Raw genomic sequence first — 19453 nt, forward strand, 5'->3', positions numbered from 1 at the left:
ATAGGGTTACTTCAGATCAAAACGATCCGCGTTCATCACCTTGTTCCAGGCCGAGACGAAATCGCAGACAAATTTGCCACCTGCGTCGTCCTGACCATAGACCTCCGCCAGTGCCCGCAGCTGCGAGTTCGACCCAAAGACCAAATCCACGCGGGTACCTGTCCACTTCACGTCACCACTTGCGCGGTCGCGGCCTTCATAGATGCCGTCACCGGATGGTTTCCATTCGGTGCCCATATCCAGCAGGTTCACGAAGAAATCGGTGCTGAGCGTGCCGACCCGTTCGGTCAGCACACCATGAGAAGTTCCGTCAAAGTTTGTGCCCAGCACACGCATCCCACCTACAAGCGCAGTCATCTCCGGTGCCGACAGCGTCAGCAGTTGCGCTTTGTCCACCAGCAGGGCCTCGGCCGGAACCGAGTATTCCTTGTGCAGGTAGTTGCGGAAACCGTCCGCTATCGGTTCCATCACCGCGAAAGACTCGACATCCGTCTGCTCTTGCGAAGCATCGGTGCGGCCGGGGCTAAAGGGAACATCAACGTCATGACCTGCGGCCTTGGCTGCCTTTTCGATGGCAGCACCACCACCCAAGACAATGAGATCGGCCAATGAGACCTTCTTGCCACCAGACTGTGCGTCATTGAACGCTTTCTGAACGCCTTCCAGCGCATCCAGCGCCTTGGACAGTTTCAACGGTTCGTTGACCTCCCAATCCTTCTGCGGGGCCAGACGAACGCGCGCACCGTTGGCACCTCCACGCATATCCGATCCCCGGAAGGTCGAGGCCGAAGCCCAAGCGGTCGACACCAGATCTGAGACAGACAATCCCGTCGCGAGTATCTTGGCTTTCAGATCGGCTACATCAGCGTCGTCAATAAGCGCGTGATCGACGGCCGGGACGTTGTCTTGCCAAATAAGCTCTTCGCTGGGAGCCTCGGCTCCAAGATAACGCGCACGCGGACCCATGTCGCGGTGGGTTAGTTTGAACCACGCGCGAGCAAAGGCATCGGCAAATTCGTCCGGGTTTTCGTGGAAGCGCTTCGAGATCGGGCCATAGATCGGGTCCATGCGCATCGCCATGTCGGCGGTGGTCATCATAGTCTTGACCTTTTTCGATGGATCGCCCGCTGCCGGGGCCATGTCCTCTTCCTTGACCCCAACAGGCTCCCAGATCCATGCGCCCGCTGGGCTCTTGGTCAGGTTCCAGTCGTAGCCAAACAGCAGGTCGAAGTAACCGTTGTCCCACTTGGTCGGGTTTGCGGTCCAGGCACCCTCGATGCCGCTGGTGGTGGTATCATCACCCTTGCCGCTGCCAAAGTCGTTGATCCAGCCAAAGCCCATCGCCTCCATCGGGGCGGCCTCGGGTTCGGGACCGACAAGACCGGGATCACCGGCGCCGTGGGCCTTACCAAAGGTGTGGCCACCCGCAACCAAAGCAACGGTTTCTTCGTCATTCATCGCCATTCGGCCAAAGGTGTCGCGAATATCGCGACCTGAAGCCAAGGCATCTGGCTGACCATCTGGACCTTCGGGATTCACATAGATCAGACCCATCTGAACAGCGGCCAACGGGTTTTCCAGATCACGTTCGCCCGAATAGCGGCTGTGCGGGTTCTCAGTTGGGGCCAGCCATTCGGTCTCGGCACCCCAATAAATGTCTTCTTCGGGTGCCCAGATGTCTTCACGACCACCGGAGAATCCAAATGTTGTACCGCCCATGGATTCGATCGCGCAGTTGCCCGCCAATATATAAAGGTCAGCCCACGAGATCTGGTTGCCGTACTTCTGCTTGATCGGCCAAAGCAGACGGCGCGCCTTGTCCAGGTTGCCATTGTCCGGCCAGCTGTTCAGAGGCGCGAACCGCTGATTGCCGGTCGATGCGCCACCGCGGCCATCTGCCGTGCGGTAGGTGCCCGCTGCGTGCCAGGCCATACGAATGAACAAACCGCCATAGTGACCATAATCTGCGGGCCACCAATCTTGCGAATCTGTCATCAGCGCATACAAGTCTTCCTTCAGTGCCTTCAGGTCGAGCTTCTTGAACTCTTCGGCATAGTCGAATATCTCGCCCATCGGGTTCGATGCAGGGCTATGCTGATGCAGAATCGACAGGTTCAGTTGGTTCGGCCACCAATCCCGGTTGGACCGGGCCTCGGCGCCATGCATTACCGGGCATTTGCCCATGTTGGGGGTATCACTTCCGTCCATATCGATCTCCAGTCCTGGCTAGATGTGTGCGTCGCGCGGTTAACTTTGAAACGAGAAACAGGGGTCTTGAGTGTTTTTGCGCTCGTCCTTGGCATGGGCGTTACGCGGGATCGCGCAGATCGGCCCTGCCTTCATTGTAGGAAATAGCATTAACGACTCGTTCTTTCTGTTTGGATGTAGATTTAGCAAATCCAAGCCATTCATATAAGTTTTGTTTTTTGATGATATTGATAATCCAGAGCTATCACTTTAACATCTACGCGCAGCCTGACCCTGAAGCGCATGATTACGATTGCACCACCAAGCTTCACCGTGCCTCGCAAGTCGGGCACGAGAGAGAGTGGACGCAAATAAGCTTACGATGATGGCCGCGCATGAAACGACTGAACTGAGTCTAACGCAAAACGGATTGACCGGCCCAGATTCAGTGGCCACTGACCTTCTTATAAAGGGCCGATTTATAGCCGAAGGGAATTCCCAATACCCCGACAAGCCACCCAACCGTTCGGGCGATCTGGATCAATCGCCGATCTGGTTGGAACGGAAACAGAAGGATTGCCCCTAACAACGCCAACAAGCGAAAGGGGGTGCTCAAAAACCCCAAGATCGCCTTTGTTGGCTTCTGATCAAGCTTACGGCGCATATGGGTGTTGGACTGGTCCCTTCCACGGGCGGTCTGATACCAGAATGACAACCTTTCGGGAGGAATGGTCTCGTACACAAAAGCGTCGGGCACCCAGCCGACCGGTAAGCCTGCAGCAACGGTCTCGGCATAAAACTTTGCATCCGTCCCGCCGGTCATCCGCATGGTTTCATCGAACCAAAGGCCGGTTTCGCTGAACAGGCGTGTCTCGCCCAGCCAGTTGTTTGTCACGATGGTCACGCCACCGGTACCGTTCAACGTGGCTTTCTTTGCAGCCGCGTTTTCCTTGTCGAGGTAACGATTGCTGATATTGCGCAACATCAGCCGCTGAATCGCGGTCTCCTGCCCCGTTGGCCCCGCCGCACGAAGCGGAGCGCCCATTAGCACGGCAGAGCTGTTGCGATACCCGGCGACCAACCGTTCAAGCCAATCGACCGCCACCACTTCGTCATCATCGACAAAACAGAGCAGATCCGAGCCATTCTCCAACGCTTCGCGTGCGGCTCGGTTGCGTCCGAACGGGATGCCGAGTTCGGTCTCAAGGACATAGTTCAGACTTGCTCCATTAGGCAGCTTCTCCCCTACTGCCTGCACGGTACCTTCGCTGAGCGCTGAGCTGTCGTTTTCCACCACCAAACATCGCACCGAGCAGTCGGGCGGCAACTTCATCTCTCCCCAGCTTCGAATCAAAGCGGCCAGCATCTCGGGCCGCTGCCGGGTCAGGGTCGAAACGGTAATGTTCAGCGGGACAGAGCGGTCTTTCATCGAAATCCCATACAATCCGTGCCGGTTTCTTGGCAAGGCGCGGTGATCAAGTGGCATCCTTCTGATGCTGCATCAGTGCTTCCAACCCTACACGGTAGTTCGGATAGAGCAATGAGACGCCCAGTTCATCCTTGATCCTGTCATTCCGAACGCGCTTGTTCTCATTATAGAAACTGCGTGCCATCGGAGTCAGATCAGCCTCATCAAACGGAACCGCAGGTGGCATCGTCAGACCTTGCAATTCGGCGGCATAGCCGATCACATCCTGCGGCGGCACCGGTTCATCATCACAGACATTGTAGATCGCACCCGGATTGGGTTTGGCCATCGACGCGATCAAAACCTGTGCAATGTCGTCAACATGAATGCGCGAAAACACCTGGCCCGGCTTGATGATCCGCCGCAACCCACCGCGTTTCAGCTTTGAAAACGGCCCGCGACCCGGCCCGTAAATCCCTGCCAGTCGGAAGATATGCAAGGGCAGGCCCGGAATGCCGCCCCATTGCTCCTCGGCACGCACGCGCCAACGGCCACGTTCGGCCGTCGGTGTGGCGGGCGTCGTCTCATCCACCCAGCCTCCCTGGTGATCCCCGTAAACGGCTGTGGTCGACAGGTAGCCGACCCATTTGAACTGTCCGATCCGCGCGGCGATCTCATCCTTCAATTCCGCCAGCACCGGATCACCATCGGCTGTGGGTGCTGTAGAGACAAGCAGATGCGTCACCCCATCCAGATCAGGCCGATCCCCCGGCCAGACCCAAGGCTCGGCGCCCGAGTCGCGGATTGTCTCAAGTTGCTGGGAATCACGCGTGGTTCCGATGACCCGCCATGTGGTTGGATCCAGTTGCCTCGATATCGCTCGGGCAGAATAGCCGTGGCCGAAGGAGAATAGTGTCTGTGTCATGGTCCCTTTGATGATCTGCCCGGCACGTGGATGCAAGCGCCGGATGGACGCACTTGATTCGAATCCTCTGATGCGCATTCATTGAGAAATGACCAAAAAGACACCTGACTTGCACGCAGCCTACTCCCTGAAATCGCCCGAGGAGAACAAGCGCCTTTATGCGGAATGGGCAGGGGAATATGACGACAGTTTCGCAGCGCTTGAGGACTATCAACTCCACATCCACACGGCGCGCGCTTTTGTGGGTGCAGGCGGACAAGGCCCGGTATTGGATGTAGGCGCGGGCACGGGGTTATGCGGAGCTATTCTGGCCGGGTTGGGCGTGGGTCCGATCGACGCCACCGATATCAGCGCCGAAATGCTGGACGAGGCGATGCGCAAGGATATCTATCGCGACGCGATCGAAGCCGATCTCAATCAGGGCCTGCCGGTTCCGCGCGGCAGCTATGCCGGTGTCGTCTCGTCCGGAACGTTCACCCATGGCCATCTTGGGCCAGAAGTTTTGCCAGCGCTCTTGCGTGTCGCACGCCATGGTGCGCAGTTCGCCCTGTCGATCAACGCAAAACACTTTGAGGCGCTCGGGTTCGCCGATACCTTCCGCCGCCTCGAGGCGGATCAGATCAGAGACTTATCGTTAACGCAGGTCCGGATTTATGGCGATCTTGCTGCCGGCCCCAACAAAGATGACGTCGCTTTGATCGCGTTGTTTGAGAAAACCTGACCAAAGCTCTGCGTAGGTCATATACGGACCTATGCAGAACTCGGTGGGGCAGAACGCCCTCGTGTCTAAGTATACATCTGCTTCTTGAAAGCCCGTGTCCGCGTTGTCGCCTCGGCTGAACCATCGTGATAAGTGCCGAACCACTTGTCGAACGGAATCTCGGATGTGCCGTAGTTACACTCGAAATACCGGTGATGAAGCTGGTGGAAGAAATCCCCGGCCCGCGCGGCATCCGTTTCACCAGCCTTCAGTTTTTCGAAACCCGAGTGAGACAGTACCGGGCTGATCTGCTGGAAGTAGGCGTGAAACAGCAGATGCAGCGGATGCGAGGGTACAATCAGATGGATGAAGTAGGTGGTGAAATAGAGAAGGTTTTCATACCAGTGGTTCGATATTCCTGACCATGGTCCGATATTGACGTTGCGATGGTGCACAGCATGAACGTGCTTGTAGAGTTTCGGGTGATGTTCCAATCGGTGCACCCAGTAGAAATGAAGCCCTGACCACATCGGGATGAAAAGCATCCAGATCACGAACCAAACGGGGGCCGCGGCCCAGGTTATCACTGGCGCATAGCCATTCGCCATGGCCCAGTAGATCAGCCACTGATAGACCGTCGCCACAGTCATCGCACTTCCCAGCGTCCACCAGACGTTATCCAAAACCTGATTTCGAAAGGTAAACGACCCATTGTCACGTGTCAGATCACGCCGGTCGAATTTCTTGTACATGCCCTGCCCTTTGCGCATGTAAAGCCACCAATGCAGACCTCCTGCTATCATGATCTGAGGCACCATGTTCAGCAGCCAGATACGGAACATCCAGCCGGGCGCGAAACTCTGCATGGTCTCTAATGGAGGTAAAAACACGAAATAGACGGCAAAAGCCATCACCATGCAAAGCGTCAGCGACGTAAGGGGAAGCCAAGCCCCTTTGTACCAGTTCAGGATAGCCGCAGGACGCGGCGGCCAGTTGAACAAAGGGTTCAAACCGACGGGCCCTTCGGGGCGGTAATTCCATCGGGCGGCTTCTGCATCATGCATATCGGTCATGGCTGAAACTCCTAACAGTGCGCTTCAGGTTGCGTAATCCGAGCCTTCGGCATCCAGAACAGATTTGATTTCGCGTAGATGTGCTTCGGCCTGACCGGGATATTCATCAAGCTCTTGCGCGGTTTTCTCAGCAATCTCATCGGACAGAACGCGCAAAGGTTGCCCGGTTTGAAGAGCGCGAATGTACGTTTCTGCGGCGCGTTCAAAATAATAGAGTCTGTTAAAGGCATCTGCCGGACTGTCGCCGATCACCAAAACCCCGTGGTTGCCCATGATCATGACTTTCTTTTTCGGGTCCGACAGCATCGCGGCACAGCGCTCACCTTCGCTTTCAAAAGCCAGACCTCCGAACTCTTCATCGATTACGTAGCGATTGAAGAAAGTTGCGGTGTTCTGATCGATCGGCGGTAAGGTGCTGTCTGCCAGCGAGGCAAGAACCGTCGCAAAAATCGAATGCACGTGCATCACGCAGCGCGCATGTGGGCAATGGCGGTGGATCGATCCGTGCAGCCCCCAAGCCGTTGGGTCCGGTGCGCCGGGCTGATCCATGACATCTTTGTCATTGGCATCAAGCAGCAGCAGATTTGACGCCTTGATACGCGCAAAATGCATCTGGTTGGCATTCATCAGGAACTGCGTGCCGTCTTCATTCACCGCAAGGCTGAAATGGTTCGCCACCCCTTCATGCATGTTCAGCCGCTCAGTCCAGCGGAATGCGGCGGCCATGTCCACGCGTTCGGACCAATGATCGATGTTGGGACGCAGGTTTGTAACGCTCATGCCAGGCTCCTTCGCGGGGTATTCGATTTCTGGAAATCGTGCCTTCGCCGCAAACGTTTGACCAACGAAAAAAACAAGCCTAGTTCATTAGTAAAACTAATGGCAGAGTTATAAGCATGCAGAAATCACTTCCTCCGCTCGGCTGGCTACGCACATTTGAAGCGGCGGCCCGTCATTTGTCATTCACGGGGGCGGCGCGGGATTTGAACATGACGCAAAGCGCAGTCAGCCAGCAAATCAAATCACTAGAGGGCTATTTGGGTCAGCCCTTATTCCTTCGTCGTCCGCGTGCATTGGAGCTGACCGAAGCTGGTATCACCTATTTGCCGGTCGTGCGTGAAGCCTTTCGAACTCTGGTAAGGGGGACACAAGCCGTCACGGGCGCACAACAAAACGCGGTTCAGGTCCAGAGCAACATCACATTTGCCGTCAACTGGCTGGCTCCGCGCCTACCCCGGTTTCGGGAACTGCATCCGGATGTACATCTGAATATCTTCACTGAGCTCTGGGAGCCGCGTGAAATGGCCGAAGGCGCGGCGGTGGAAATCCGCTATTCGCTGCGCCCAGCCGATACGGTGCGAACGGAATTGCTGCGAACAGATCACTACTATCCTGTCTGTGCCCCCGACTTCCCGGTGACGCTGGAAACTCTGCAGGAACAGCCCCTATTCGACTGTTCAAATTTGTTGTCGAATTGGGAGAGTTGGATCACAGATCAGAGTCTAACTTGGCAAAAACCCAAGGTAACCTATTCGACGACCTATCTGGTCAGCCTGTCGGTTGCGATGGCCGGAGGAGGCTTGTGTTTAGCCCACGACATGATCGCAAAACGGTTGATTGAAGAAGGCCGCCTGATCGCGCCGTTCAACCATCGCGCTGCTATGCCCGAGGCCTATTATCTATTGCTATCGCCCCAAGCCGAGGAAACGCCGGGCGCGTTGGCGTTTGTCGACTGGCTGCGCGCGGAGATTGAAGCCGATCGCCACAACTAATCGCGGGTCGCTCCCACCCATCGTCAATGCCCTTCGGGCCTCTCCTCTGGTTGGGCGTGGCAGCGCTGGCGCGCTGCGGATGGCAGGTTTTGTGATGATTCCATGATACCTTAATAGTGGGGGTTGCACCTTGCGCCGCATTCGGGAAAGTTGGGCCATGGAATACACTCCCTTCCCAAGTTGGCCCGATACCGCCCCTCGTCTCATCGCTGTTGCTGCTGGCCGCGAGGCTGCCGATTTGGTGATCCGTGGCGGCGTCTGGGTCAATGTGCATAGCCGCGAAACCCTGCCTGACCATGACGTGGCGATCGCTGCGGGGCGCGTCGCTTTTGTGGGGCCGGACGCCGCGCATTGTATCGGTCCTGAGACTCAGATCATCGAGGCGCACGGTCGCTATTTGGTGCCGGGGTTATGCGACGCACATATGCATATCGAATCGGGCATGTTGACCCCGGCAGAATTTGCCCGCGCAGTCATTCCGCATGGCACAACTTCGATGTTCACCGACCCGCATGAGATCGCGAATGTGATGGGGTTAGAAGGTGTGCGACTGATGCATGACGAGGCGCTGATGCAGCCGGTGAACATTTTCACCCAGATGCCGTCTTGCGCGCCATCAGCTCCCGGGTTGGAGACGACCGGGTACGAAATCACTGCTGAGGATGTGGCCGAGGCGATGTCGTGGCCCGGTATCATCGGACTGGGCGAGATGATGAACTTTCCCGGTGTCATTCATGGCGATCCGAAAATGTTGGCAGAGATCGCAGCCACACAGCGCGCCGGTAAAACAGTTGGCGGGCACTATGCTTCGCCAGATTTAGGGCCTGAATTTGCCGCTTACGTCGCTGGTGGCCCTGCGGATGATCATGAAGGCACCTGCGAGGCCGACGCCATCGCACGTGTCCGTCAGGGAATGCGGTCAATGATGCGGTTGGGGTCGGCTTGGTATGATGTCGAAAGCCAGATTACTGCGGTGACTGAAAAAGGGCTGGACCCGCGCAACTTCATCTTGTGCACCGACGACTGCCATTCGGGAACGCTGGTAAATGACGGACACATGAACCGCGTAGTGCGACATGCGATTGCCTGTGGTTGCGATCCTCTGATTGCGCTGCAAATGGCGACGATCAACACGGCGACCCATTTTGGGTTGGAACGCGAGATCGGCTCGATTACACCCGGGCGGCGCGCTGACATTATCCTGAGTTCTGATCTGGTAGAGCTTCCGATCGAAACCGTGGTCGCGCGCGGTCAGATTGTGGCTGAAAACGGGACGGTAACGGTCGAATGCCCGCATCTGAACTGGCCCGCTAAGGCGCGAAATACCGTACACCTAGGGCATGCGTTGACCTCGACAGACTTTGAAATCGCAGCCCCTGCCGGAGCGAACCGTGTCATGGCCAACGTGATCGGGGTGGTTGAAAATCAGGCCCCAACGCAAGCGTTGAAATCCGAGCTGCCGATTATCGAAGGGCTTGTTGAAGGCGAAGGCGATGTGTGCCAAATCGCATTGGTCGAACGGCATCGCGCCACGGGGGGTGTGACCAACGCCTTTGTCTCGGGCTTTGGGTATCAAGGCAAAATGGCCATGGCCTCGACCGTTGCGCATGACAGCCACCATATGATTGTTGTCGGCACCGACCGTGAACAGATGGCACTGGCCGCGAACCGGCTGGCCGAAGTGGGCGGAGGCATCACAATCTTTCGCGATGGCGAGGAACTGGCCTTGGTGGAACTGCCCATCGCAGGCTTGATGTCCGACAACCCAGCGACTGAGGTTGCCGCCAAAGCGGAACAAATGGTCGAGGCGATGAAGACCTGCGGCTGTCAGCTTAACAACGCATATATGCAGCATTCTCTGCTGGCCCTGGTTGTGATTCCTGAACTGCGGATCTCGGACCTTGGGCTGGTGGATGTACGTACATTCGAAAAGATCGACCTTCTGGAACCCCTTGCATGACTACTATCCGAACACCTGACGTTCCCAACCCCGAGAAATTTAGCGATCCGCTTGCAGCTGTCGCACGTTTAGAAGAGCTCTATGAACAGGCGACAAAATTCCTGTGCGATAGGTTTGCAAATGCACTTAAGAACGGCGCTCCTACCGAGAGGTTTCGGGCGTTCTACCCCGAAATCCGGATCAGGACCTCGTCTTACGCGCAGGTCGACAGTCGGCTGAGCTTCGGTCACGTGTCCGAACCAGGTACTCATGCCACGACAGTGACGCGCCCCGATCTGTTCCGGTCATACCTTACCCAGCAAATCGCACTATTGATCAAGAACCACGATCAGCCGGTCACAATCGGAGCCTCGGAAACGCCGATCCCGGTCCATTTCGCTGTCGCCAATAACCCGGATCTGGTTGTCCCGCATCAGGGTGCAGCTGGTTTCACTCTGCGCGATGCGTTTGATGTACCGGACCTGAATACAACAAACGACGATATCGTGAATGGCGTGCACGAGCTGGAAAACGAAGCCGGGCCCCTTGCGCTGTTCACGGCCCAGCGGGTGGACTATTCGTTGGCAAGGCTTTCGCATTACACCGCGACTGACCCCGGTCATTTCCAAAACCACGTGCTGTTCACCAACTATCAGTTCTATGTCTCGGAATTTGAGAGCTACGCACGGGCTCAACTGGCCGATCCCGACAGCGGCTATACCAGCTTTGTCTCGACCGGGAATGTTGAGATCACGGACGCCGAAGCCGTACTGGAACAGCCCCTTAAACTGCCGCAAATGCCAACCTACCACCTGAAACGCGCGGATGGGTCTGGGATTACGCTGGTCAATATCGGCGTCGGGCCATCGAATGCCAAAACGGCCACCGACCACATTGCGGTTCTGCGCCCGCACGCCTGGTTGATGGTCGGCCACTGCGCCGGTCTGCGCAACACGCAGGCGCTTGGGGATTTCGTACTGGCACATGCCTACCTGCGCGAGGACAAAGTGCTGGACGACGATCTGCCCGTCTGGGTGCCGATCCCACCGCTGGCCGAAGTCCAGGTCGCGCTGGAACAGGCTGTGGCCGAGGTAACCGAGTTGGAAGGCTACGAGCTGAAACGTATCATGCGAACAGGTACAGTCGCCTCAGTCGATAACCGCAATTGGGAGCTTCGCGATCAGTCCGGCCCGGTGCAACGGCTCAGCCAGTCCCGTGCGATTGCGCTGGATATGGAAAGTGCAACAATCGCAGCCAACGGTTATCGGTTCCGGGTTCCTTACGGCACCTTGCTGTGCGTCTCGGATAAGCCCCTGCATGGTGAATTAAAGCTTCCCGGCATGGCTTCGGCGTTCTATACCACTCAGGTCAGTCGTCATTTGGCGATCGGAATCCGGGCGATGGAGCACTTGCGCGGCATGCCGCTGGAACGGTTACACAGCCGGAAATTGCGTTCGTTTGACGAAACGGCCTTTCTCTGAAGCAAAAAAGCAACGAATTTCCCCTATTTTTGGGGTTTTTAGTGCTACTATTCGTTGTGTTCAGCCACAATATCCCGTTACAGTTACGCGGTGAGGCCCTATAGATCGGGCACGTTAAGGAGACCAAGAAATGGCAAAGCCTATGACAAAGACTCAGCTGGTGGCTGCTCTCGCTGAGGAAATGGGAACTGACAAGAAATCTGCAAATGCCGCGCTGGAGGCCATGACCGGCCTGATCACTCGCGAAGTTTCGGCCGGTGGTGCCGTCACCCTGCCCGGCGTTGGCAAAATCTACTGCCGCGAGCGCCCCGAGCGCATGGTGCGCAACCCCGCCACCGGCGAGCAGTTCAAGAAAGAAGCCGACAAAGTGGTCAAAATGACCATCGCGAAAGCTCTGAAAGACAGCGTCAACGGCTAATTCGCCGAAGACAGATCGCAAGATCGAAGGGGTCGCCACCGGGCGGCCCTTTTTTTGTCTGAATAAGTTATGTAAGCATCTGATTAATATCGAGTTTTTGCCGCTATCGCCATAGTTGTGTCATATTCCTCATCCACTCGCTTAATGGGAAGTATTATTGAGGAATCTCGATTTATGGCACGATATCAAACCACTGAATTCGATACAGAAAATCAATTCGACTGGGCAAGCATCCAATACACGATTGAAGACGATGTTGTCGTTGCAACGCGGACGACTTTTGATGCCGGATACGAGGTCTTCGGGACTTACGAAGACGGCGTTTTGCGTCAGGAATTTTATGTCGGAACAGATGAGGCACTGGGCTTTGATAATCGGTTCATTGACTATGACGCCAATGGAATAATGACCGAACGCGGAACGGTTTACCCAGACAGTATCCGCGTGACCGAGACCTTTCAAAATGGTGTTCCGAATGAGATTCTCATCCAAGATGGGTTTTTCGGAGACGGTGCAAAATCCTGGAACCAGATCGTTCTACGCTATGATGCGTCGGGCAATATCATAGGCCGCACGATAACAAACGATAATGGTACCCGGACGGTTGAAGCCTTCGCGCCCGGTCATTTCAGTACTGTTCAGGACTTTCTACAAACCAAATCCTGGGATCGGATCGACACGTTCTTCGATGTCAACGGAGAGACAACCGGACGGACGACCACCTATGACAATGGAATTATCAGACAGGAAACGTGGACAGACGGACAGCGTAGCAACGTAACGCAGACAGACGGAAGCGACATAAAGTCGTGGGAAACCATCAGCACCTCATTTGATGGCAGTGGAAAGAAATCTGAAAAGACAACGACATATGACAATGGAGTCGTGAAACATGAGATCTGGTCAAATGGCCAGCGCGTCAGCATCAGCCAGACCGATGAGCTGGATGCGAAATCCTGGGATTCGATCACGACCACCTATCAGGACGGACAAATCTCAGAACGTCGGCTGGAGAAAGATAATGGGGACGTAACCGTTACACTTTATGCGGATGGAAACCGTTCTGACGTGCTGCAACTGGACGGGGACGACAGTGCTTCTTGGGCATTGAAGGTCACCAGCTATCCAGACGCAGGCGGGAAAGAGATTTCTTTGTATGAAAAGGTCGAGGACATCCCTGACTCCTTGTTCCAATACTTCCCGGAACTGACCGCGCCTGACCCGCTTGAAGAGTTCGTGCTGGATTTCAATGACGGAACCCGCATCAATGACAGTGATCAGGTGCTGAATGGTGCATTTATTGCAAGTGTTAGCAAAGGGCAGAGCAACACTGATGGTATTCTAACCCCATACGAATACGGTGGCTCAAACCCCGACCCCGACCTGGAGGCGTTCAATTCCTGGGGGGCAACTGTCGGCTTCTCGAAAAGCGATGGCGAAGAATTCAACTTCAACAGCGTTTCCTTGGCCAATGCTTCCAGATCGGACACCACGTATATTCCTGAATCGAACTGGGCAAACCAAGTCACTATCAATGCCTATAATGGCGATGAGCTGGTGCACTCCGCAGAGGTCGATCTGACATTCGATCACGTCACACACGAGTTTGACTGGCGCGATATTGATCACGTCGAGTTCGTTGCATCGGGAGGTGAAATTACCAATGACCATGTCGAGAACGCGGGTTGGTTCTCGATGGACGATCTTAGCTTTTTCGCCTGAATCAAGCGACAAGCTGAATCATAATGATGAGCAGCGCTTTTCTACAAAAAGCTCTGCTCATTCTCATTGCGCGCAAGCTCATTGATGCCAACTATCGGGCGACCCCGCTATTCGACGCAATGGGTCCTTGCAGCTCATGTTAAAATCAGGAACAGTCGCCCGAATTTCATTAGGAGGCCGTAATGGACCTGCGCGCCATCGCCATGGGGCTTGTTTTCGCCCTCATCTGGTCTTCGGCCTTCAGCTCGGCGCGGATCATCGTTGCCGATGCCTCGCCTTTGTTCTCGTTGGCGCTGCGATTTCTGATTTCGGGGCTAATTGGCGTGGCGATCGCACGCGCCATGGGGCAAAGCTGGCGCCTGACTCGCAACCAATGGCGCGCCACTATTCTGTTCGGAATCTGCCAAAATGCTCTTTATTTGGGTCTAAACTTCTATGCGATGCAGACAGTCGAGGCTTCGGTCGCGGCGATCATCGCCTCGACTATGCCCCTGCTGGTAGCCCTAGCCGGCTGGCTGCTATTGGGTGAGCGGATACGCCCGCTGGGCATCGTCGGCTTGCTGGCAGGTTTTGTCGGTGTCGCGCTGATCATGGGTAGCCGGATTAACGCTGGTGTCGATCTGTTCGGGGTTCTGCTCTGCGGAATCGGAGCGCTTGCGCTGACCTTTGCCACCTTGGCTGTTCGGGGGGCGACTTCGGGCGGTAACTTCATGATGGTGGTTGGGCTGCAGATGCTTATCGGATCGGCGGTGCTGTTTCTCGCCGCCCCGGTGTTCGAGTCTATTCATATCCACGCCACACTGCCTTTTGTGCTGGCTTTTACCTACACCACGTTATTCCCGGGCCTTCTGGCAACTTTCATCTGGTTCCTGCTACTGGATCGCATCGGCCCGATCCGTGCAGCAACGTTCCATTTCCTCAACCCGGTATTCGGCGTGACCATCGCCGCCATTTTACTGGGTGAGAAGCTGGGCCCATTGGATGCGGTGGGGGTTCTGATCACAACACTGGGTATTCTTGCCGTACAGCTGTCGCGCGAGCCCGGTCAGCGCAGCAACGCCTCGACCTGATCTATCAAATTAGGCGCATTTGGCTTGGTGCTTGACCCATAGGTGGCAACGACCTCACCCTCGGGGCCAATAAGCACTTTGTTAAAGTTCCATTTCGGGACAAAGCCAGTCTGCGCAGCAACAGCTTGGTAAAACGGATGGGCATCCGAACCTTTCACTGGAGTGATATCCGTCATCGGAAGCGTAAGGTCATAATTTAGTTCGCAAAAATTCTTGACCTCTTTCGACGACGCCAGCTCTTGTTTGAACGAATTCGACGGGACCGCCAGTACCACCAGCCCGCGTTCTTCATATGTTTCGTGCAGCTCCTGCAACGCTGCGTATTGTCCGGTAAAGCCGCAAAGCGACGCCGTGTTGACCACAAGCACGGGCTGTCCGCGCCAGTCTTCCAGTGATAATGTCGCGCCATCGATTGATGAAAATTCGCCCGTCAGTGGTGCCGCCTGAAGGGCTTTGCCCAACAAGATCAGAGCAGTCAACAGAGCCATACGGAACATCACTTCACCTCCTGTTATAAATCATACGCGCCGTGCATTCGTTTGGATCAACTGCACAGACCCGCGAGCGCGCTGTAATATGGTTTTGATTCCTGCGCATCTATGCCCAAATAGGACATCATCATTCAAACACCGGAGGATCCATGTCCCGTTATACCAAAGACCCCGAGGTCATTGCGGCCCTCTCACCTGAAGAATTTCACGTCACCCAGCGCAGCGGCACCGAACGCCCGGGCACTGGCAAGCTGTTGAACAACAAGGAACCGGGCATCTACGTGGATATCGTCTCGGGCGAGCCGTTGTTCGCCTCGACCCACAAATATGAATCCGGCTGCGGCTGGCCCAGTTTCACCAAGCCAATCATACATGAACATGTCGAAGAGTTTCGCGACACCACTCATGGCATGATCCGGACCGAGGTCCGCTCGAAACACGGCGACAGCCACCTGGGCCACGTGTTTCCCGATGGCCCCCGCGAACATGGCGGGCTACGCTATTGCATCAATTCCGCCTCGCTGCGGTTCATTCATCGCGACGAGATGGAGGCCGAAGGGTATGGCGAATTTCTGATCCATGTGGAGGATATCTGATGACCGATGAACGCGCCGTTCTGGCCGGAGGCTGCTTTTGGGGCATGCAGGACCTGATCCGCAAATTGCCCGGCGTCTCGCGCACCCGCGTCGGGTACACCGGTGGCGATGTGCCAAACGCAACTTATCGCAACCACGGCACCCATGCTGAAGGGATCGAAATCTGGTTCGACCCGACCCAGATCACCTATCGCGATCTGCTAGAGTTCTTTTTCCAGATCCACGACCCGACCACCCTGAATCGTCAGGGCAATGACCGCGGAATGAGTTATCGCTCGGCGATCTACTATGTGGACGATGCCCAGAAACAGGTGGCCGAAGATACAATTGCCGATGTCAACGCCAGTGGCATTTGGCCCGGCAATGTGGTGACCGAAGTCGAACCCGTCGGCGATTTCTGGGAAGCCGAGCCCGAGCATCAAGATTACCTAGAGCGCATCCCCAACGGATACACCTGCCATTTCCCGCGCCCGGACTGGGTGCTGCCAAAACGCTCCAGTGCGGCAGAATGACTTGCGCGGTATAGCCCCTTGCGGGGCTATCCGACCGCCACCCGAGGTCGTCCACTGGCCTCGACCGTGATCAACGCTTCGACGAATACCTCTTGCGCTTCAATCTTGGCGGTGCGGATATCGCGGTCGACTGTCACGCGTATATCCTCGGCACCTGCTTGGCGCACCGCGCCCTCAGCCTCGTTGCGCAGCACCTCTTCAAGCAGCTGCAGAGCGGAATTCGAGTCCGAGAAATCCTGCGGCCCCTCTTCCAGATGTACCCGATAGCGGCCTTCGGCCGGGGACGTAACTGAACCGGCCCGCCGAAGGGTCAGCCGCCCGACAACCGCACCGATGGCATTTGCAACACCGGCATGCTCTGGCAGGACCATCTTGCAATGCAACCGCTCTCCGACTGCCGGGTAATAGCTGGGGGCCGAAGCCCCAAGGCCCACTACATCCACATTCAGCGCGGTATCCAATGCCAACAACCCACGGTGTTTCGCCAACCCGCGCTGCGTCAGAACATGCCGGGCCAGATCTCTTGCAGGCTGGTCAAACCCATGGCTTTCCTCGGCAAAAGCAGTCTCTAATAAGGTCAATGAGGTTTGTTCCGTCAACTGATCGACAATGAGCTGAGCCAGCGCTTCAGGCGATACTGCCAGCCTGTCCCCTGATCCAACCCGCTTACGCGCCATCAGTTCCAGCGCCTTGAGCGCTGCCGAGCAGTCCCAATCCGCAAGCCGCCCCAGAGCATGGCTGGCATCCGAAGGGGTGACACCCGAGACCTGTACGATCCCGCGATCCACCAAACGACCCAGTGCCCCATGCTCCATCCGGGTTTGCAACAGACTGCTGAGCGGCACAACACGATCCTCCAACCGGTCCAGTAACACTGATTCACGCGGCCCGACCCCATCGGTGGGGATACCCGGCACACGACGGGCAAACCTCGTGTCATGTTCACCTACAGTCGTCGCCCGCAATTGCTCATCCAATGCCGCATGTACCACATCCGGGGCCTCAGCTGCGATCAGCGACACCGGCAGCACCCGACGCGGCCCAAGGAAGACACCACCGCCTAGGCCTTCGGTCGCCACATGCACCTGACTGTCACCGCCCAAACCATGAGTCCGCATCGCAACCGCTTCGACCATGGTCCGGAAACCGCCAACCTGCGCGCCTGCAGGGTCGATGGCGGGTTTGCCATCTCTGATCAGCGCGACGTCGGTCGTAGTCCCGCCGATATCGGACACCAGCGCGTTCTCAGCTTCGGTCAACCAGCGCGCGCCAACGATAGAGGCCGCAGGGCCACTTAGGATCGTTTCAATCGGACGCTCCCGCGCCTGCTCGGCGCTCATCAAAGCGCCATCCCCGCGCACAACCATCATTGGGGCGGTGATGCCCTGCGCGCGCAACTGATCCTGCGCGCGCCCGATCAAGCGGTCGATCATCCCGATCAATCGTGCATTCAGCACGGCGGTCACTGCACGCTTTGGCCCATTCAGCTTGGCCGACAGATGATGAGAGCACGTGACCGGCACTCCCGTACGCTCGGAAATCACGCGCGCCACTTCCAGTTCATGTGCCGGATTTCTGGTCGCGAACTGTGCTGCAACCGCATAGCCGGAAATGCCTGAATGTGAGTCTAAAAAGGCCTCAAGCCCTGCAACATCCAATTCGGCGACCTGACCCCCGGCATGGTTGTGCCCCCCGGCCAGAACCAAAGCCGGATCGCCCTTCAACGCCTCTCTTAGACCGTGTTTCTCAAGGTCGCTTTCCCGAAACCCGACATAGATCAACGCCACGCGCCCGCCCTGGCCTTCGACCAACGCATTGGTGGCCAGCGTTGTCGACAACGATGCCATCCCAATCTGATCCGGAGACACATCAGCCGTCTCCAGCACGGCAGAAACCGCGCGGCCCACACCAATCGCCAGATCCGCTCGTGTGGTCAGCGATTTGGCCGACGCGATCACCTCGCGCTCATCCCGGATCAGCACCGCATCCGTATAGGTTCCGCCCGTATCCACCCCCAAAGCCAACGCCATCGGGTCCTCCATCTGTTCGCCAGAACCGGGTGTAGCGTTTTCCTGCGGCGCGTCCAGCCTGTTTACGACAACCGGGATGCCGCCCAGCGCGCTGCATCAGCCACGGTCGGATCCGGATCATCGGTCAGCGCCTGTGCAACCGGCAGTAACGCCGGCACCGCTGAGTTCCCAATCGCATAAAGCACGTTCCGCACGAACCGATTCCGGCCGATCCGCTTTATCGGCGAGCCCGAGAACATCGCGCGGAATGCTGTATCATCCAGCTGCGCCAGTTCCGCCAACGGAGGCGCCTTTAGCTCCTCCCGCGCCGCATAGCGAAGGTCACTGGCCGCGACCGCAAACTTGTTCCACGGGCAGGCCGCGAGACAATCATCGCAGCCATAGATTCGGTTGCCCAACAGCGCGCGCAACTCTTCCTCCACCGGCCCCTTATGCTCGATGGTCAGATACGAAATACAGCGCCGCGCATCCAACTGATACGGTGCCGGAAACGCGTCGGTCGGACAGGCCGTCAAACACGCGCGGCATGAGCCACAATGGTCGACCTCAGCGCCATCCACAGGCAAATCCAAAGTTGTGAAAACAGACCCTAAAAAGGCCCAATTTCCCCAATCCTGACTGACAAGATTGGTATGCTTGCCCTGCCACCCCAGCCCAGCGGCCTGCCCCAGCGCCTTCTCTGGCACCGGAGCAGTATCGACAAACACCTTCACTTCACCCCCACCCTCGGCAATCAGCCAGCGCGCCAATCGTTTGAGGCGCTTCTTAACCAGATCGTGATAATCCTTGTTCTGCGCATAAACCGAAATGGCGCCCAAGTTGGAATGCGCCAGCACCGCAGTCGGGTCATGCTCGGGCGTATAGCTCTCCGCAAGCATGATCACCGACCGCGCGTCAGGCCACAGCACAGACGGATCACCGCGCCAATGAGCCCGCTCAGCCATCCAGCCCATCTGGCCATGATATCCGGCTTGTAGAAAGGCATCCAACCGTTCGGGAACAAGGGGCACATCCCAAGGACGACAAACCCGACAGGCGACAAACCCCTCAGACAAGGCTTGCTCCACCAACCGCTGTTTCAACTCCGATCCGCTCTTCATCTGGCCAAAAATACCTTCGGGGGTGAATT

The 19453-nt window shown here is 56.7% G+C and carries 17 protein-coding genes; 9 read left to right on the top strand and 8 right to left on the bottom strand.

The genetic code is table 11. The annotated features are described in order from the left end of the window. Positions 1-6 precede the first annotated feature (6 nt). The 3 genes from katG to I5192_RS15860 form a co-directional block, all read right to left on the bottom strand. On the bottom strand, positions 7-2208 hold the full coding sequence (gene katG / locus I5192_RS15850) for a catalase/peroxidase HPI (RefSeq protein WP_223117252.1): 2202 nt from the start codon (positions 2206-2208) through the stop codon (positions 7-9). A gap of 424 nt (positions 2209-2632) precedes the next feature. Next, positions 2633-3616, bottom strand: coding sequence for a glycosyltransferase family 2 protein (locus tag I5192_RS15855; protein WP_223117253.1), 984 nt, complete (start codon positions 3614-3616; stop codon positions 2633-2635). Positions 3617-3662: 46 nt separating this feature from the next. Continuing rightward, positions 3663-4520, bottom strand: a complete 858-nt coding sequence (locus I5192_RS15860) for an SDR family oxidoreductase (protein WP_223117254.1) — start codon at positions 4518-4520, stop codon at positions 3663-3665. Between the two features lie 88 nt (positions 4521-4608). Between I5192_RS15860 and I5192_RS15865 the strand changes: the two genes are divergently transcribed. Beyond that, positions 4609-5241 (top strand): class I SAM-dependent methyltransferase, encoded by a 633-nt coding sequence (locus I5192_RS15865; RefSeq protein ID WP_170408735.1) that lies wholly within the window; start codon positions 4609-4611, stop codon positions 5239-5241. Between the two features lie 65 nt (positions 5242-5306). On the opposite strand, the gene I5192_RS15870 is transcribed toward I5192_RS15865, so the two are convergent. Next, positions 5307-6293 carry a sterol desaturase family protein gene (locus tag I5192_RS15870; RefSeq protein WP_223117255.1) on the bottom strand — a complete coding sequence of 329 codons (987 nt, stop codon included), beginning with the start codon at positions 6291-6293 and terminating at the stop codon, positions 5307-5309. 24 nt (positions 6294-6317) lie between these two features. Then, positions 6318-7073 carry a class II aldolase and adducin N-terminal domain-containing protein gene (locus I5192_RS15875; RefSeq protein ID WP_223117256.1) on the bottom strand — a complete coding sequence of 252 codons (756 nt, stop codon included), beginning with the start codon at positions 7071-7073 and terminating at the stop codon, positions 6318-6320. Positions 7074-7189: 116 nt separating this feature from the next. On the opposite strand from I5192_RS15875, the gene I5192_RS15880 reads away from it, so the two are divergent. The 6 genes from I5192_RS15880 (at position 7190) to I5192_RS15905 (ending at position 14695) form a co-directional block, all read left to right on the top strand. Beyond that, positions 7190-8065 (top strand): LysR substrate-binding domain-containing protein, encoded by an 876-nt coding sequence (locus I5192_RS15880; protein WP_170399135.1) that lies wholly within the window; start codon positions 7190-7192, stop codon positions 8063-8065. A gap of 157 nt (positions 8066-8222) precedes the next feature. Further along, positions 8223-10025, top strand: coding sequence for an adenine deaminase (gene ade, locus I5192_RS15885; RefSeq protein WP_223117257.1), 1803 nt, complete (start codon positions 8223-8225; stop codon positions 10023-10025). After that, positions 10022-11485, top strand: coding sequence for an AMP nucleosidase (locus tag I5192_RS15890; protein ID WP_170399140.1), 1464 nt, complete (start codon positions 10022-10024; stop codon positions 11483-11485). Before ade ends, I5192_RS15890 begins: the two co-directional genes overlap by 4 nt. Before the next feature lie 130 nt (positions 11486-11615). Next, a complete protein-coding gene (locus I5192_RS15895; RefSeq protein WP_010442901.1) occupies positions 11616-11903 on the top strand; it encodes an HU family DNA-binding protein in 288 nt (95 codons plus the stop codon). A 174-nt stretch (positions 11904-12077) separates the two neighbouring features. Further along, complete coding sequence (locus I5192_RS15900) at positions 12078-13625, top strand: hypothetical protein (protein ID WP_223117258.1); 1548 nt, start codon at positions 12078-12080, stop codon at positions 13623-13625. Between the two features lie 182 nt (positions 13626-13807). Further along, positions 13808-14695 carry a DMT family transporter gene (locus tag I5192_RS15905; protein ID WP_223117259.1) on the top strand — a complete coding sequence of 296 codons (888 nt, stop codon included), beginning with the start codon at positions 13808-13810 and terminating at the stop codon, positions 14693-14695. On the opposite strand, the gene I5192_RS15910 is transcribed toward I5192_RS15905, so the two are convergent. After that, positions 14671-15192 carry a glutathione peroxidase gene (locus tag I5192_RS15910; protein ID WP_223117260.1) on the bottom strand — a complete coding sequence of 174 codons (522 nt, stop codon included), beginning with the start codon at positions 15190-15192 and terminating at the stop codon, positions 14671-14673. The genes I5192_RS15905 and I5192_RS15910 overlap by 25 nt on opposite strands. 143 nt (positions 15193-15335) lie before the next feature. Here I5192_RS15910 and msrB point away from each other — a divergent pair, with 143 nt between their 5' ends. Both msrB and msrA read left to right on the top strand, forming a co-directional pair. Then, positions 15336-15782 carry a peptide-methionine (R)-S-oxide reductase MsrB gene (gene msrB / locus I5192_RS15915; RefSeq protein WP_170399151.1) on the top strand — a complete coding sequence of 149 codons (447 nt, stop codon included), beginning with the start codon at positions 15336-15338 and terminating at the stop codon, positions 15780-15782. Beyond that, on the top strand, positions 15782-16294 hold the full coding sequence (msrA, locus tag I5192_RS15920) for a peptide-methionine (S)-S-oxide reductase MsrA (RefSeq protein ID WP_170408742.1): 513 nt from the start codon (positions 15782-15784) through the stop codon (positions 16292-16294). Before msrB ends, msrA begins: the two co-directional genes overlap by 1 nt. Positions 16295-16320: 26 nt before the next feature. On the opposite strand, the gene I5192_RS15925 is transcribed toward msrA, so the two are convergent. Together I5192_RS15925 and queG are read right to left on the bottom strand one after the other, a co-directional pair. Beyond that, positions 16321-18324 carry a hydantoinase/oxoprolinase family protein gene (locus tag I5192_RS15925; protein WP_223118319.1) on the bottom strand — a complete coding sequence of 668 codons (2004 nt, stop codon included), beginning with the start codon at positions 18322-18324 and terminating at the stop codon, positions 16321-16323. 62 nt (positions 18325-18386) lie between these two features. Further along, positions 18387-19424 carry a tRNA epoxyqueuosine(34) reductase QueG gene (gene queG, locus I5192_RS15930; RefSeq protein WP_170515246.1) on the bottom strand — a complete coding sequence of 346 codons (1038 nt, stop codon included), beginning with the start codon at positions 19422-19424 and terminating at the stop codon, positions 18387-18389. Positions 19425-19453: the final 29 nt, after the last annotated feature.

Origin of the sequence: Ruegeria sp. SCSIO 43209 (genome assembly GCF_019904295.1) — a bacterium.
In the GTDB taxonomy this organism is placed as follows: domain Bacteria; phylum Pseudomonadota; class Alphaproteobacteria; order Rhodobacterales; family Rhodobacteraceae; genus Ruegeria.

Coding starts and splice junctions, on each gene's coding strand:
- I5192_RS15900 (WP_223117258.1), top strand. CDS start 12,078: ATGGCACGATATCAAACCACTGAATTCGATACAGAAAATCAATTCGAC.
- I5192_RS15925 (WP_223118319.1), bottom strand. CDS start 18,324: ATGGCGTTGGCTTTGGGGGTGGATACGGGCGGAACCTATACGGATGCG.
- I5192_RS15895 (WP_010442901.1), top strand. CDS start 11,616: ATGGCAAAGCCTATGACAAAGACTCAGCTGGTGGCTGCTCTCGCTGAG.
- I5192_RS15880 (WP_170399135.1), top strand. CDS start 7,190: ATGCAGAAATCACTTCCTCCGCTCGGCTGGCTACGCACATTTGAAGCG.
- msrB (WP_170399151.1), top strand. CDS start 15,336: ATGTCCCGTTATACCAAAGACCCCGAGGTCATTGCGGCCCTCTCACCT.
- I5192_RS15905 (WP_223117259.1), top strand. CDS start 13,808: ATGGACCTGCGCGCCATCGCCATGGGGCTTGTTTTCGCCCTCATCTGG.
- queG (WP_170515246.1), bottom strand. CDS start 19,424: ATGAAGAGCGGATCGGAGTTGAAACAGCGGTTGGTGGAGCAAGCCTTG.
- I5192_RS15865 (WP_170408735.1), top strand. CDS start 4,609: ATGACCAAAAAGACACCTGACTTGCACGCAGCCTACTCCCTGAAATCG.
- I5192_RS15875 (WP_223117256.1), bottom strand. CDS start 7,073: ATGAGCGTTACAAACCTGCGTCCCAACATCGATCATTGGTCCGAACGC.
- ade (WP_223117257.1), top strand. CDS start 8,223: ATGGAATACACTCCCTTCCCAAGTTGGCCCGATACCGCCCCTCGTCTC.
- I5192_RS15890 (WP_170399140.1), top strand. CDS start 10,022: ATGACTACTATCCGAACACCTGACGTTCCCAACCCCGAGAAATTTAGC.
- I5192_RS15855 (WP_223117253.1), bottom strand. CDS start 3,616: ATGAAAGACCGCTCTGTCCCGCTGAACATTACCGTTTCGACCCTGACC.
- I5192_RS15860 (WP_223117254.1), bottom strand. CDS start 4,520: ATGACACAGACACTATTCTCCTTCGGCCACGGCTATTCTGCCCGAGCG.
- msrA (WP_170408742.1), top strand. CDS start 15,782: ATGACCGATGAACGCGCCGTTCTGGCCGGAGGCTGCTTTTGGGGCATG.
- katG (WP_223117252.1), bottom strand. CDS start 2,208: ATGGACGGAAGTGATACCCCCAACATGGGCAAATGCCCGGTAATGCAT.
- I5192_RS15910 (WP_223117260.1), bottom strand. CDS start 15,192: ATGTTCCGTATGGCTCTGTTGACTGCTCTGATCTTGTTGGGCAAAGCC.
- I5192_RS15870 (WP_223117255.1), bottom strand. CDS start 6,293: ATGACCGATATGCATGATGCAGAAGCCGCCCGATGGAATTACCGCCCC.